This is a genomic window from Paracoccus sediminis (assembly GCF_900188295.1).
In the GTDB taxonomy this organism is placed as follows: Bacteria; Pseudomonadota; Alphaproteobacteria; order Rhodobacterales; family Rhodobacteraceae; genus Paracoccus; species Paracoccus sediminis.
The window spans coordinates 385399-399645 of the sequence record NZ_FZNM01000002.1 but is presented as its reverse complement, the minus strand read 5'-3'; the positions used below and the strand labels follow the sequence as shown (position 1 = coordinate 399645).

Genomic DNA, 14247 nt, shown 5'->3' with positions numbered 1-14247 from the left:
CAATGGGGCAGCCGATGCGGTATTTCCTTTCCAGTCTTGCGGTGGCGGCCCTGCTTGCGGCGCCCGTGCCGGTCGCCGCCCAGAACCCGTTCGAGCCGGTGATCTACATCAACAACGCCGCCATCACCCGGTACGAGGTCGGGCAGCGCCAGCGGTTCATGCAGATCCTGGGCGCCCCCGGCACCACCGAGGCCGAGGCGCAGCAGGCCCTGATCGACGATCGCCTGCGCAACCACGCCGCCCGCCAGCTTGGCATCGTTCCGACCGACGAAGGGTTGCAGAACGGATTGGAGGAATTCGCCAGCCGCGCCGGGCTGTCGGCGGCCGAATTCACCGCTGCCCTGGAAAGCGCGGGGGTCGAACCCCAGGCCTATCGCGATTTTGTCAGCGCGGGCTTGGTCTGGCGGTCCGTGATCCGCGAACGCGTGGTCCCCCGGATCAAGGTCTCGGATGCCGAGGTCGATCAGGAACTGCGCCGCGTGGTCGAAACGCCGATCCTGTCGCGCGTTCTGATTTCCGAACTCGTCATCCCCGCCCCGCCGGGTCAGGAACAGCAGGCCATGACCCTGGCCCGCCGGATCGCCGGGGCCAACCTGTCGTCCAGCGAATTCGAATCCGCCGCACGCCAGTATTCCGCCGCCGAATCGGCGGGGGCGGGCGGGCGCTTGGCCTGGGTCGACATCGACAACCTGCCCCCGTCGCTGCGCCCGGTCATCACGGCCCTGCAACCCGGCCAGACCTCGCAGCCGCTGACCGTCCAGGGCGCGGTCGTGCTGTTCCACCTGCGCGACAGTCAGGGGACGCTGCGGCCCGGCGCGACCGAACAGGTCATCGACTATGCGACGCTGCGCCTGCCCTCGGCTTCGGATGCGGCGGCGCTGGCCGCACGGACCCGCAGCTGCGGCGACCTGTATGTGCAGGCCGGTTCGCAGGCGGCCCCACAGGTGCAGCGCCAGACCGCACCCCAAGGCGCCATCCCGGCGCTGATCGCGCAGCGTCTGGCAACCCTGGACCGGGACGAAACCGGCGTGGTGGATTACGGAAACGGCGCGGATCTGGTGATGCTGTGTTCCCGCCAGCCCGCCCTGGTGGCGGACATGGCGGACGATGTCGCAACAACCGCCCTGCCCGACGACGGGGTCGAGGCGGCATTGCCCGACGCGGACGCCCTGCCCACCCGCCAGGCCGTCCGCGACGAGATCTTCAACCGCAAGGCCAATGCCGCCGCCGAGGCCTATCTGGCCGAACTGCGCGCCGAAGCCCTCATCCGCCGTCCGTGACCGGTGTCATGGCTGCGGGGCGCATCATCCTGACCTGCGGCGAACCGGCGGGCGTGGGGCCGGAACTGGCCCCCCTGGCGCTGGCATCCGGCGTAGGCTTTGCCTGGATGGGGGATCCGCGCCACCTGCCCGCGGGCACGGCCTTCACGGAAATCGCCGCCCCCGGCGATCCGGTGCCCGTGGACCATCTGCCGGTCCTGCGCCACGACTTCGCGGCGCCCGCCGTGCCGGGCCGTCCCGACCCCGCCAACGCGGCGGGGGTGATCGCCGTCATCGCCCGCGCGGTCGATCTGGTGATGCGGGGGCAGGCCGCAGGCCTTTGCACCCTGCCCATCAGCAAGCAGGCCCTGAAGAACGGCGCAGGCTTCGCCTTTCCCGGCCATACCGAATACCTGGCCCATCTGGCGGGCGCCCATCTGGAAACCGGCGTGCCGGTGGCGATGATGCTGGCCTCGACCACGGTGACGCCGCCCTGCCGGGTCGTGCCCGCGACGATCCACATTCCGTTGCAGGACGTGCCCGCCGCCCTGACCGAGGCCGTGCTGGAACAGGCGATCCGCATCACCCATGCGGCGCTGATCCGCGACTTCGGCATCGCCGCCCCGCGTCTGGCGGTGGCGGGCCTGAACCCCCATGCGGGCGAAGGCGGCACGATGGGCCGCCAGGACACCGACCTGATCGCCCCCTTGCTGGCCCGTCTGCGGGCCGAGGGTCTGGACCTGACCGGTCCGCTGCCCGCCGACACGATGTTCCACGCCCCGGCCCGCGCCCGCTATGACGCCGCCGTCTGCGCCTATCACGACCAGGCGCTGATTCCGATCAAGACGCTGGATTTCGACGGCGGCGTGAACGTCACGCTGGGCCTGCCGTTCATCCGCACATCGCCCGACCACGGCACAGCGTTCGACATCGCGGGCACGGGGCGGGCCAATCCCGCCTCGACCATCGCGGCCCTGCGCATGGCCCGCGACATGGCGGCGGCGCGGGCATGACCGCCATCGACAGCCTGCCCCCCCTGCGCGAGGTGATCGCGCGCCACGACCTGCGCGCGAAAAAGCAGCTGGGCCAGAACTTCCTGCTGGATCTGAACCTGACCGCCAAGATCGCGCGGCAGGCGGGCGACATGAGCCAATGCGACGTGCTGGAAATCGGCCCCGGTCCCGGCGGGCTGACCCGTGGCCTGCTGGCTGAAGGCGCGCGGCATGTGCTGGCCATCGAAAAGGACGCCCGCGCCCTGCCTGCGCTTGGGGAAATCGCCGACCGCTATCCGGGCCGGCTGACGGTGATCCACGGCGACGCCTTGCGGATCGACCCGCTGGCGCATCTGACCCCGCCGATCCGGGTGGCCGCGAACCTGCCCTATAACGTCGGCACCGAACTGCTGATCCGCTGGCTGACGCCGCCGGACTGGCCGCCCTTCTGGCAGTCCCTGACGCTGATGTTCCAGAAAGAGGTGGCCGAGCGCATCGTGGCCGCGCCCGGCAGCAAGGCTTATGGCCGGCTGGCCCTGCTGGCCCAGTGGCGGGCGGATGCGCGCATCGTCATGACCCTGCCGCCCGAGGCCTTTGTGCCCGCCCCCAAGGTCCATTCCGCCGTGGTCCAGCTGACCGCGCTGCCCCAGCCGCGCCATCCCGCCGATCCGGCGATCCTGTCGCAGGTCACGGCGGCAGCCTTCAACCAGCGGCGCAAGATGCTGCGGGCGTCCCTGCGCGGGCTGCATCCGCAGATCGAATCCTTGCTGGAACAGGCGCGGATTCCGCCCACCGCGCGGGCCGAGGAGATCGACCTGGAACGGTTCTGCACGCTGGCCCGCGCCCTTCGGTCGGCCCGCCAGAACCCATGAAAAAGGCCGCTGGCTGATCGCTGCGGCCGTTTTGGCTTATTCGTCGCTGGCCGCCGGAACATCCTCGGGCTTTGCCTCGCCCTCGGACGCCTTGCGGCGGCGCTGCCGGGGGGCGGCGGTTTCGGACCCTGCGGGTTTTTCGCCGCGCGGCGCGCGTGGCGCCCGGCTGCGCGCAGGCTTGGCCGCCGCTTCCGGCGTGTCGACCGGGCCTGCGGCCTCGTCCTCGGACGTGGTCACGGCGTCCGGCAGCCCCTCGGGCCGGGCCTCTCGGGCCGGCACGGGGTCGGGGCGTGGAACAGGTTGGGGGACTGGCTGCGGGGCCGGCTGCGCATCGACCTCGGCAGGATCCATGCGAGGCTGTTCGCGGTTGGCCTGATCGCGCTGCGGGTCGCGGGCGCTGTGGTCACGTCCGCCCCCCTCGCGCTGCGGGTCGCGGAAACCATTCTCGCGCCGGGAATTCTCGCGGCGGCTGTCGTCGCGGCGGCTGTCGTCACGGCGGTTTTCTTCGCGGCCATTATCGTCGCGGCCGCCGTCGCGCGCCTGATATCCGTTGTTGCCGTTCGGCTGGCCGTCGCGGGTCTCATCGCCGTCCTGGCGCGGCTGATGGAATTGCTGCCGTTCGGCCATTTCCTTTTGCGCCTCGCCCAGCATCCGGGTGTAATGCTCGGCATGTTGCAGGAACGACTGTTCGGCCACGCGGTCGTTGGACAATTGCGCGTCACGCGCAAGCGCCAGATATTTCTCGATGATCTGCTGGGGCGTTCCGCGCACCTTGCCTTCGGGGCCAGAGCTGTCGAAGACGCGGTTGACGACATTGCCCAGCGTGCGCTGGCGGTTCGACTTGTTGCGCGAACGGGATTTCGATGATCTCATCAGTCTGTCTGTTTGTGTTCCAGGGTGGGCTGGGGTTCCAGAGGGCTGGACGGCTTCGCGGGCGGCAACCGGCGGCGCAAGCGCGCGCTTTGCCGTTCAGCCCGTGCCTCGCGCCCAGATTGACGCACTTGGCGTTCATCGGGGAATCGGCTTTTGCAGGCTGACCCGTGCTTGGGGATCCATGCCCCCCGCACAAGGGCGACTAATCACGCCCCGCGCGGGCTGACAAGCGAAAACTTCCCAAATCCCGCCAATTCCGGGATCTCAGGCCGGAAAACGCGCCCAAACGACGCGATCCCGCCCATCCAGGTCGGCCATCACCCGCGTTTCGGCCCCCGCCTCCGCAAGGATCGACGACACGGCATCGCCTTGGGACTGGCCTATTTCGACCAGCAGATGCCCCCCCGGCGCCAGGTGATCGGCCGCGCCGGCGGCAATCGCGCGATAGGCCGTCAGCCCGTCGGATCCGTCGGTCAGCGCGGAATGCGGCTCCCAGTCGCGGACATCGGGCGACAGCCCGGCCATTTCGGACAGCGCGATATAGGGCGGATTCGACACGATCAGGCCAAAGCGACCCACGACACCACCGTACCAGTCGGCCCGGCGGAATTCCGCAGTCACGCCGATCCTTCGGGCATTGTCCCGCGCCACCGCCAGCGCCGCATCCGATATATCGGTTCCCACCCCCGCCGCGCCACGCCGCGCCGCCAGAAGCGAGATCAGGATGGCCCCGCTTCCCGTTCCCAGGTCCAGGACGCTGGCCCAGGGCACATCCAATGCCGCCTGCACCACCACCTCGGTTTCCGGGCGCGGATCCAGCGTGTCGGCGGTGACGCGGAAACGGTGGGCATAGAAATCGCGGAAACCGACGATCTGCGCGACCGGCTGCCGTGCGGCGCGGGCGGCAAGGCCCCGGTCCAGCCGGGCCAGATCATCGCCCGTCAGATCCCGGTCCATGACCCGCAGCCGCCCCGGCTCGACCCCCAGCACGGCCGCCAGGATGCGATCGGCGTCGCGGGCCGCGCCGTCGATCCCCGCCTCCGCCAGCCGCCGGGCGGCGGCGGCCCGCGCCTCGGCCAGGGTCATTCCTGCGCCGCCAGCCGCGCCGCCTGGTCATGGGCGGTCAGGGCGTCGATGATGTCCCCCAGGTCGCCCGCCATGATCCGGTCCAGCGCATACAGCGTTAGGTTGATGCGGTGGTCGGTCATCCGTCCCTGGGGAAAGTTGTAGGTGCGGATGCGTTCGCTGCGGTCGCCCGACCCGACCTGGGACTTGCGGTCCGCCGCGCGTTCGGCATCGGCCCGGCTGCGTTCCATATCGTACAGACGCGCGCGCAGCACGGCCATGGCGTTGGCGCGGTTCTGGTGCTGGGACTTTTCAGAACTGGTCACGACGATCCCGGTCGGCAGATGGGTGATGCGCACCGCCGAATCGGTGGTGTTCACATGCTGTCCGCCCGCGCCGGACGCGCGCATCGTGTCGATGCGGATGTCGCCCGCGGGAATGTCGATGTCCACGTCCTCGGCCTCGGGCAGGACCGCCACGGTCGCGGCGGACGTGTGGATGCGCCCGCCCGATTCGGTTTCGGGCACCCGCTGGACGCGGTGGACGCCCGATTCGTATTTCAGCCGGGCAAAGACGCCCTCGCCCTGGATCCGGGCCACGGCCTCCTTGACGCCGCCCAGGTCGGATTCGGTCAGATCCAGCATCTGGAACGTCCAGCCCTGCTGTTCGGCGTGGCGGCGATACATGGCCAGCAGGTCGCCCGCGAACAGCGCGGCCTCGTCCCCGCCGGTGCCGGGGCGGATCTCGATGATGGCAGGGCGCGCATCGGCGGCGTCGCGGGGCAGCAGGGCGATGCGCAGGGCCTGCTCCAGGGCGGGCATGTCCTCGCGCAGGCGCCGGATTTCGTCGGCGGCCAGGTTGCGCATCTCGGGATCGTCCAGCATCGCCTCGGCCTCGGCCAGACCCTCCTGCACGGCACGCCAGCGGGCGATCTGTTCGACCACGGGTTTCAGATCCGCGTATTCGCGGCTGATCCGGGCGATCTGGTCGGGGGCGGCGCCCGCGTTCAGACGCGCCTCGAGAAACTCGAACCGCTGGACGATCTGGGCGAGGCGATCCTGGGGCAACATGGCTGGGGGATTAGCCGGGCGGCTTGCCGCGGGCAAGCGCCTTGACCCGGAACAGTCCCGGAACATTGCACGGCGCCGGGAATTGTGGATAACCAGCCGACACCATAGGATGTGGTCTCCGGGCAACAGTCGCCCAGATTTGCCCCGTCTTTTCCCGTGAACCGAAATGCGCCGTCTGTTTTCGACCGCCTTCTATGTCTTCAGATATGCGGTCCTGTCCGCCACGCTGGTGGTGATCGGGGGGTTTCTGATGGCAACCGTTGCCGACGGCGCGATGGGCGGCGGGCGCACTCGGGCCACGGCCTTCGCGGGAATCGTGGCGGCAGGGTTGCTGCTGCCCGCGCTGTTGCTGCGGCGGGGAACAGGGCGGCGCGGGAATCGGCGGCGTGCCCGGCAATCAACCCGGCGCCGCCCCGCCTTTCTGCCCAAGAACGGCCACGCCTTCGAGGAGTGGGTCGCGGGCCGGCTGGAGGCGCAGGGCTGGCGCGCCCATGTCACCGCCGGATCGGGCGACCAGGGCATCGACATCATCGCGCGGCGCAAGGGCCGCAAGATCGGCATCCAGTGCAAGCGGTACGACGGCGCGGTGGGCAACAAGGCCGTGCAAGAGGCGTTCTCGGGCCGCGCCTATCACCGGGTGGACACCGCCGTGGTCATCACCACCGGCCATTACACCGAAAGCGCCAAGGCCCTGTCGCGGCGCACCGGGGTGCATCTGCTGCATGTCCGCGACATCGGGCGCATCGACCGGCTGATCTGAAAGCGGTCAACGCCGGTTCCAGCCGTACAGCGCGATCAGTTCGGTCGCCACATGGGCGCCTGCGATGGCCGTGGCCCCGGTGGTGTCATAGGGGGGCGAGACCTCGACCACGTCGCCGCCGATCAGATCGACCCCCGCCAGCCCGCGCAACAGCGCCGCCGCCTGCCAACTTGCCAGCCCGCCCCAGACCGGCGTGCCGGTGCCGGGCGCAAAGGCCGGGTCCAGCGCGTCGATGTCAAAGGTGATGTACACGGGGCGGTCGCCCACCACGGCGCGGATCCGGGCCAGGGTCGCGTCCACCCCGTCGCGATGCACGCCCGCCGCGTCCAGAATGGTCATGCCCAGCGTGTCGGGGTTGTGGGTGCGGATCCCGACGCTGACGCTGGCCGCCGGATCCACCAGCCCCTGACGGATGGCCTTGTAGAGAAACGTCCCGTGGTCGATGCGGTCGGGATCGTCGTCCACCCAGGTGTCGGAATGGGCGTCGAACTGGATCAGGGCCACCGGCCCGCGCCGCGCCGCCACCGCCCGCAGGATCGGCAGCGTGATGAAATGATCGCCCCCCAGCGTGATGGGCGCCGCGCCCGCGTCCAGGATCGCGCCGACATGGGCCGTGATCCGCCCCGGCACCCCGCGCACATCGGCGTAATCAAAGGCCATGTCGCCGTAATCCACCACCGACAGCGTGGTCAGCGGGTCGTAGCCCCAGCCATAAGGCGGGTCAAAGGCTTGCAGGGTCGATGCCTCGCGGATCGCGCGCGGGCCGAAGCGGGCGCCGGGGCGGTGCGTCACGGCCTGGTCGAAGGGAATGCCCGTCACGGCCACGTCGACGCCCGCCAGATCCTTGGTGTAGCGGCGGCGCAGAAAGCTGACCGCGCCGCCAAAGGCGTTCTCGAACGACAGGCCGCGCGGGTCGGCGCGGGTGAACGCCTGATCCACCTGGGTCTTCGCATCTTCCAAGGCCATCGCCATCCCCCGCCGTTTGCGGGCATGGTGACGCGGGCGCGGTGGGTCCGCAAGGTCCGCCGCAACCCCTGAATCGCCTTGCATCCCCGGCATTCGCCGCTATAAGACCGCATCCTTCCGCCGAGATCGTGCAACGCGCAGCCTCTCGTGACGGGTGCGGAAGGGTTGGCCCGTCGATGAAGTGCGCCCGAAAACCGAAAGGGATGCCATGCCTCTGTACGAGCATGTGCTGATCGCCCGCCAGGATCTGTCGAACACGCAGGCCGAAGGGTTGATCGAACATTTCTCGACCGTGCTGGCCGACAACGGCGGCAAGGTGGTCGAAAACGAATACTGGGGTGTCCGCACCCTCGCCTACAAGATCAACAAGAACCGCAAGGGCCATTATGCCTTTCTGCGTTCGGACGCGCCCTCGGCCGCCGTGCAGGAAATGGAGCGTCTGGCCCGCCTGCATGACGACGTGATGCGCGTCATGACCGTGCGCGTCGATCAGCACGAGGAAGGCCCGTCCGTCCAGATGCAGAAGCGCGAGGAACGCGGCGAGCGGGGCGACCGGGACCGCGGCGACCGTCCGCGCGGCGACCGCGACCGTGGCGATCGTGGCGACCGTGATCGTGGCGACCGCGGTGATCGTGGCGCCGACCGTGGCGATCGCGGCGACCGCCGCGAGCGGAACTGAGAGGATCTGGAATCATGGCGAACAAACCGTTCTTCCGCCGCCGCAAGGTCTGCCCGTTCTCGGGTGAAAACGCCCCGGCCATCGACTACAAGGACACGCGCCTGTTGCAGCGTTACATTTCCGAACGCGGCAAGATCGTGCCCTCGCGCATCACCGCCGTCTCGGCCAAGAAGCAGCGCGAACTGGCCCGCGCCATCAAGCGCGCCCGCTTCCTGGCGCTCTTGCCCTATGCCGTGAAGTAAGGAGACGAGGACATGCAAGTCATCCTGCTGGAACGCGTGGCGAAACTTGGCCAGATGGGCGAAGTCGTCAACGTCAAACAGGGCTATGCCCGCAACTTCCTGCTGCCGCAGGGCAAGGCGCTGCGCGCGTCGGACGCCAACATCAAGGCGTTCGAAGGTCGCAAGGTCCAGTTGCAGGCGCAGAACGCCGAATCCAAGGCCGAAGCCCAGATGATCGCCGACAAGCTGGACGGCCAGACCTTCGTGGTCATCCGTTCCGCGTCCGACGCCGGCGCGCTGTATGGTTCGGTGACGACCCGCGACGCCGCCGAAGCCGCGACCGAGGCCGGATTCACGCTGGACCGCAAGCAGGTCGTGCTGAACCAGCCGATCAAGGAACTGGGCCTGCACGAGGTCAGCGTGGTGCTGCACCCCGAGGTTGAGGCGACCATCGTCGTGAACGTCGCCCGGTCGGCCGAGGAAGCCGAACTGCAGGCGCAGGGCAAGTCGATCCAGGATCTGGCCGCCGAAGCCGATGCCGCCGCGGAATTCGAGATCGCCGAACTGTTCGACGACATCGGCGCCGCGAACGACGACGGGGACGACGACCGGAACTGATCCCGGCCGCGCCGATGAATTTAAGGACCGCAGGGGAAACCTCTGCGGTCCTTTTTCGTTCGTGTTGAAATTGTTTCCCGCTGGAACCCGGCATATCATGGACTTGATGACTGGCAGCCGTCCCTGGACGGAGTTTTCGCATTACGCCGAAGGACAGCCCATGCCCGATCCGCTTCGCCAGCTTCTTGCCAGCCGCGACTGGCTGATGGCGGATGGGGCCACGGGAACGAACCTGTTCAACATGGGCCTGCCGTCGAACATGGCGCCCGAACTGTGGAACGGCGACCGGCCCGACGCGGTGCGGCGCCTGTATCGCGATGCGGTCGAGGCCGGGGCCGATCTTTTCCTGACCAACACCTTTGGCGGCAATGCCAGCCGCCTGAACCTGCACGGCGCCGCCCATCGGGTGCGCGAACTGAACCGGGCCGGGGCCGAAATGGCCCGAGAGGTCGCCGATGCCGCGGGCCGCACCGTCGTGGTGGCGGGCAACATCGGTCCGACCGGGGAAATCATGGTCCCGATGGGCAGCCTGTCCCACCCCCGAGCGGTCGAGATGTTCCACGAACAGGCCGAGGCGCTGAAGGAAGGCGGCGCCGACGTGCTGTGGGTCGAAACCATCAGTTCGGAACAGGAATTCCGCGCCGCGGCCGAGGCCGCGCAACGGGCCGATATGCCCTGGTGCGGGATGATGAGCTTTGACACCATCGGCCGCACCATCATGGGCGTGACATCCGCGCAGCTGTCGGCCCTGGTGGAACGCCTGCCGAACCCGCCGCTGGCCTATGGCGCCAATTGCGGCGTGGGCGCGGCCGATCTGCTGCGCACGGTGCGCGATTTCGTGGCGTCCGGCAACGAACGCCCCCTTGTCGCCAAGGGGAATGCCGGAATCCCCCATCTCGAGGCCGGGCATCTGCATTACGACGGCACGCCCGAGATCATGGCCGACTACGCGGTGCTGGCCCGCGACCTGGGTGTCAGGATCATCGGCGGCTGCTGCGGGACCACCTCCGCCCATCTGCGCGCCATGCGCGAGGCCCTGGAACGCCGGCCCGCCGGCCCGCGACCTTCGCTTGAGGAGATCGCGGCCAAGCTGGGCGGTTTCACCTCGGTCGGGGGGTATTGACGCGGCATTGCTGGCCATTGGCGAAACAGGCAGACAGGGCGGACGGCATGGGCGATGAACGAGACAGCAGGACGGCCATCATCCGGGGTGCGTTGAACCGGTGCCCCAGCTGCGGGGACGGCCGGTTGCTGCACGGATACCTGCGCCTGCCCCCGGAATGCGACATGTGCCATGCCCCCATTGGGCGCCATCCCGCCGCCGACGGACCGGCCTTCTTCACGATGACGATCATGCTGTTGCTGCTGATTCCCCTGATCGGATTCACATGGGTGCTGTTCCGGCCCAGCCCGCTGGTCCTGCTTGGCGTCACGGGTGTCATTACCACGATCCTGACGCTGATCCTGCTGCGCGTCGTGAAGGGCGCCTTTATCGGTTATCTGTGGGCCAAGAACGAACAGGACCGGGGGGCCTGAAGGATCGCCCCCCTAGAACAGCGACAACTGATCCCCTGCCCTGGGCGGCGGCGCGAAACGGCTGCAATCCAGGACCGCCCCGACCGTGCCATAGCCAAGCCTTTTCCGCGCCAGGCGAAAGCGTTGCCGCGCCAGATCCCATTCGATCCCTTGCCCCTGAAAGCGGTGCCCGAAACGCGGATCGTTGTCGCGGCCAGCCCGCATCGCCTGCACCCGGTTCATGATATGCGCGGCCATGCCGGGCCGGTGGCGGTCCAGCCAGTCGCGGAACAGGGGCGCGACCTCGTGGGGCAGGCGCAGGGGGATCATGCTGGCGGTCGTGGCGCCCGCCTCGCGCGCGGCCGTCAGGATGGCTTCCATCTCCGGCTCGGTCAGGACCGGGATGACGGGGGCTACCATCACCCGCACCGGCACCCCGGCGTCGGACAGGGCGCGGATCATCCGCAGCCGGGTCTGCGGCGCAGGGGCGCGGGGTTCCATCGCGCGCGCAAGATCCGCGTCCAGCGTGGTGATGCTGACGCCCACCGCCGCCATGCCCTTGGCCGCCAGTTCCGCCCACAGGGCCAAGTCGCGCAGCACTGTTTGCCCCCGCGTCACCAGAGTCGCCGGATGGTTCCAGTCCGACAAGACCCGCAGGATGCCCGGCATGATCGCCAGCCGCGATTCGACGGGCTGATAGGGATCGGTGTTCGTGCCCATGGCGATCGGCGCCGGGCAATAGCCGGGTCGCGCCAGTTCCCGGGCCAGCAGATCGGCGGCATCGGGTTTCGCCGTGATGCGGGTTTCGAAATCCAGCCCCGGCGACAGGCCCAGATAGGCATGGGTCGGCCGGGCATAGCAATAGATGCAGCCGTGTTCGCAACCGCGATAGGGGTTGATCGAGCGGTCAAAGCTTATGTCGGGCGAGGTGTTGCGGGTGATGATGCTGCGCGGACGTTCGATTGCCACCTCGGTCCGCAGCAGGTGCTGATCCTCGGGAATGTCCCAGCCGTCGGATTCGCGCACCCGCCGGTGCGGCTCGAACCGGCCGTCGGGGCGGGTATCCGTGCCTCGGGCCTTCAGGCGTTCGTCGGGATTGCGGGGCGGCAGCATGATCCGATCATAGAACAAATATAGAACATCTCAAGGGCTAGTTGATGTCTCCTCTTTCGGCGCACATCTTGCGGGGCAGGCAAACGACAGGACATCCCATGAGCGACGACTACACTCCGCCCAAGGTCTGGACCCCCGGCAAGGAGAACGGCGGCCAGTTCGCCAGCATCAACAAGCCCACTGCCGGGGCGCAGTTCGACCGCGACCTGCCCGTGGGCAACCACCCGCTGCAACTCTATTCGCTGGCCACGCCCAATGGGCAAAAGGTCACGATCCTGCTCGAGGAGCTGCTCGAGGCCGGGTATGACGCCGAATACGACGCCTGGCTGATCCGCATCAACGATGGCGACCAGTTCGGCAGCGGCTTCGTGGCGGCCAATCCCAACAGCAAGATCCCGGCGCTGATGGATCGTGGGGTGACGCCGCCGCGCCGGGTGTTCGAATCGGGGGCGATCCTGGTCTATCTGGCCGAGAAGTTCGGCGCCTTCCTGCCCACGGACCCGGCGGCCCGGACCGAGGCGATGAACTGGCTGTTCTGGCAGATGGGGTCCGCCCCGTTCCTGGGCGGCGGCTTCGGGCATTTCTATGCCTATGCGCCCCACAAGATCGAATACGCCATCGACCGCTACACCATGGAGGCCAAGCGCCAACTGGATGTGCTAAACCGCTACTTGGCCGATCACCGCTTCATGGCGGGCGAGGACTATTCCATCGCCGACATGGCGATCTGGCCCTGGTACGGGCAGGTCGTCGCGGGCAAGCTGTACGGCGACGCGGCGACGTTTCTGGATGCCGGGATCTATGGCCATGTCCGCCGCTGGCACGACGAGATCGCCGCGCGTCCCGCCGTGCGGCGCGGGATCATGGTCAACAAGACCAATGGCGAGTTGTCCGAGCAGTTGTGGGAACGCCACGACGCGTCGGATTTTGAAAGCCGCACGCAGGACAAGATCGGAACGGAATGAGAAAGGGGGGCGTTGCCCCCCGTCCTTCGGACTCCTCCCAGGATATTTACGACCAAGACAAAGGCGTTTTGCCTTGGTGTCAAATATCCCACGGGGGGTCCGGGGGTGTGAAACCCCCGGTCTTCCGATGGTTCAGTTCCGCGTGCGGTCGACCATCTTGCCCTTGGAGATCCAGGGCATCATCTCGCGCAGCTTGGCGCCCACCTGTTCGATCTGGTGTTCGTCGTTGATCCGGCGCGTGGCCTTGAAGGACGGCTGGCCGACGGCGTTTTCCTGCATGAAGTCGCGCACGAATTTGCCCGACTGGATATCGCGCAGCACAGCCTTCATGCGGGCCTTGGTCTCGTCATAGGGCAGGATGCGCGGGCCGCTGACGTATTCGCCGTATTCGGCCGTGTTGCTGATCGAATAGTTCATGTTGGCGATGCCGCCTTCATAGATCAGGTCGACGATCAGCTTCACCTCGTGCAGGCATTCGAAATAGGCCATCTCGGGTTCATAGCCGGCTTCCACCAGCGTCTCGAAGCCCATGCGGATCAGTTCGACCAGACCGCCGCACAGCACTGCCTGTTCGCCGAACAGGTCGGTCTCGCATTCCTCGCGGAAGTCGGTCTCGATGATGCCCGACCGCCCGCCGCCGATGGCCGAGCAATAGGACAGGCCCAGATCCAGCGCCTTGCCGGACGCATCCTGGTGGACGGCCACCAGGCAGGGCACGCCGCCGCCCTTGACGTATTCGCCGCGGACCGTGTGGCCGGGGCCTTTCGGGGCCATCATGATGACATCGACGCCGGGCTTGGGTTCGATCAGGCCGAAATGCACGTTCAGGCCGTGGGCGAATGCGATGGCCGCGCCGTCGCGCAGGTTGTCGTGAACGTATTTCCGGTAGGTTTCAGCCTGCAATTCGTCCGGCATGGTGAACATGATGACATCGCACCAGGCCGCGGCCTCGGCGATGCCCATGACCTTCAGGCCCTCGCCTTCGGCCTTTTTCGCGGACGGGCTGCCCTCGCGCAGGGCGACGACGACGTTGCGGGCGCCCGAATCGCGCAGGTTCAACGCATGGGCATGGCCTTGGCTGCCATAGCCCAGGATCGCGACCTTCTTGTCCTTGATAAGATTCACGTCGCAGTCGCGGTCATAGTAAACGCGCATGGGGATCGTCCTTTCCGTTTCGAATTGCCGCTGTTGTAGACAGTCCTTCGTGAAAAATAGCATCGAAGACATCACAAGATATGCAAATCTTGCTATGGACATGCCAGATTTCCGCCATTAATGA

The 14247-nt window shown here is 67.9% G+C and carries 16 protein-coding genes; 10 read left to right on the top strand and 6 right to left on the bottom strand.

Translation table 11 applies throughout. From position 1 onward, the window contains the following. The first annotated feature begins 14 nt into the window (after positions 1 to 14). From CHB77_RS05005 to rsmA, 3 genes are read left to right on the top strand one after another with little or no spacing between them, the layout of a single operon-like run. On the top strand, positions 15 to 1280 hold the full coding sequence (locus CHB77_RS05005; RefSeq protein WP_089387177.1) for a peptidylprolyl isomerase: 1266 nt from the start codon (positions 15 to 17) through the stop codon (positions 1278 to 1280). 8 nt (positions 1281 to 1288) lie between these two features. Then, positions 1289 to 2272 carry a 4-hydroxythreonine-4-phosphate dehydrogenase PdxA gene (pdxA, locus tag CHB77_RS05000; RefSeq protein ID WP_089387065.1) on the top strand — a complete coding sequence of 328 codons (984 nt, stop codon included), beginning with the start codon at positions 1289 to 1291 and terminating at the stop codon, positions 2270 to 2272. Beyond that, entirely contained in the window at positions 2269 to 3123 is an 855-nt protein-coding gene (gene rsmA / locus CHB77_RS04995; RefSeq protein ID WP_089387064.1) for a 16S rRNA (adenine(1518)-N(6)/adenine(1519)-N(6))-dimethyltransferase RsmA, read from the top strand. Before pdxA ends, rsmA begins: the two co-directional genes overlap by 4 nt. Before the next feature lie 36 nt (positions 3124 to 3159). Here rsmA and CHB77_RS04990 read toward each other — a convergent pair whose 3' ends face one another. The 3 genes from CHB77_RS04990 to prfA form a co-directional block, all read right to left on the bottom strand. Further along, entirely contained in the window at positions 3160 to 3996 is an 837-nt protein-coding gene (locus CHB77_RS04990) for a DUF4167 domain-containing protein (RefSeq protein ID WP_089387063.1), read from the bottom strand. 264 nt (positions 3997 to 4260) lie between these two features. After that, complete coding sequence (gene prmC / locus CHB77_RS04985) at positions 4261 to 5082, bottom strand: peptide chain release factor N(5)-glutamine methyltransferase (RefSeq protein ID WP_089387062.1); 822 nt, start codon at positions 5080 to 5082, stop codon at positions 4261 to 4263. Beyond that, a complete protein-coding gene (gene prfA / locus CHB77_RS04980) occupies positions 5079 to 6131 on the bottom strand; it encodes a peptide chain release factor 1 (RefSeq protein ID WP_089387061.1) in 1053 nt (350 codons plus the stop codon). The genes prmC and prfA overlap by 4 nt, the downstream gene beginning before the upstream one ends. Before the next feature lie 166 nt (positions 6132 to 6297). On the opposite strand from prfA, the gene CHB77_RS04975 reads away from it, so the two are divergent. Continuing rightward, positions 6298 to 6891 carry a restriction endonuclease gene (locus CHB77_RS04975; RefSeq protein WP_089387060.1) on the top strand — a complete coding sequence of 198 codons (594 nt, stop codon included), beginning with the start codon at positions 6298 to 6300 and terminating at the stop codon, positions 6889 to 6891. 6 nt (positions 6892 to 6897) lie between these two features. On the opposite strand, the gene speB is transcribed toward CHB77_RS04975, so the two are convergent. Continuing rightward, complete coding sequence (gene speB, locus CHB77_RS04970; RefSeq protein WP_089387176.1) at positions 6898 to 7857, bottom strand: agmatinase; 960 nt, start codon at positions 7855 to 7857, stop codon at positions 6898 to 6900. Between the two features lie 208 nt (positions 7858 to 8065). Between speB and rpsF the strand changes: the two genes are divergently transcribed. From rpsF to CHB77_RS04945, 5 genes are all read left to right on the top strand, one after another. After that, complete coding sequence (gene rpsF, locus CHB77_RS04965; RefSeq protein ID WP_089387059.1) at positions 8066 to 8536, top strand: 30S ribosomal protein S6; 471 nt, start codon at positions 8066 to 8068, stop codon at positions 8534 to 8536. A gap of 14 nt (positions 8537 to 8550) precedes the next feature. Further along, complete coding sequence (rpsR, locus tag CHB77_RS04960) at positions 8551 to 8778, top strand: 30S ribosomal protein S18 (RefSeq protein WP_020949472.1); 228 nt, start codon at positions 8551 to 8553, stop codon at positions 8776 to 8778. Positions 8779 to 8790: 12 nt separating this feature from the next. After that, positions 8791 to 9375 carry a 50S ribosomal protein L9 gene (rplI, locus tag CHB77_RS04955; RefSeq protein WP_089387058.1) on the top strand — a complete coding sequence of 195 codons (585 nt, stop codon included), beginning with the start codon at positions 8791 to 8793 and terminating at the stop codon, positions 9373 to 9375. Between the two features lie 160 nt (positions 9376 to 9535). Next, on the top strand, positions 9536 to 10498 hold the full coding sequence (bmt, locus tag CHB77_RS04950; RefSeq protein WP_089387057.1) for a betaine--homocysteine S-methyltransferase: 963 nt from the start codon (positions 9536 to 9538) through the stop codon (positions 10496 to 10498). A 47-nt stretch (positions 10499 to 10545) separates the two neighbouring features. Continuing rightward, complete coding sequence (locus tag CHB77_RS04945; RefSeq protein WP_089387056.1) at positions 10546 to 10911, top strand: DUF983 domain-containing protein; 366 nt, start codon at positions 10546 to 10548, stop codon at positions 10909 to 10911. Between the two features lie 12 nt (positions 10912 to 10923). On the opposite strand, the gene CHB77_RS04940 is transcribed toward CHB77_RS04945, so the two are convergent. Further along, the gene (locus CHB77_RS04940; RefSeq protein WP_341273551.1) at positions 10924 to 12003 is read right to left on the bottom strand and encodes a PA0069 family radical SAM protein; all 1080 of its coding nucleotides are present in this window, start codon (positions 12001 to 12003) and stop codon (positions 10924 to 10926) included. A 98-nt stretch (positions 12004 to 12101) separates the two neighbouring features. Between CHB77_RS04940 and yghU the strand changes: the two genes are divergently transcribed. After that, positions 12102 to 12968, top strand: a complete 867-nt coding sequence (gene yghU / locus CHB77_RS04935; RefSeq protein ID WP_089387055.1) for a glutathione-dependent disulfide-bond oxidoreductase — start codon at positions 12102 to 12104, stop codon at positions 12966 to 12968. Between the two features lie 132 nt (positions 12969 to 13100). On the opposite strand, the gene ilvC is transcribed toward yghU, so the two are convergent. Next, a complete protein-coding gene (gene ilvC, locus CHB77_RS04930; protein WP_089387054.1) occupies positions 13101 to 14123 on the bottom strand; it encodes a ketol-acid reductoisomerase in 1023 nt (340 codons plus the stop codon). Positions 14124 to 14247: the final 124 nt, after the last annotated feature.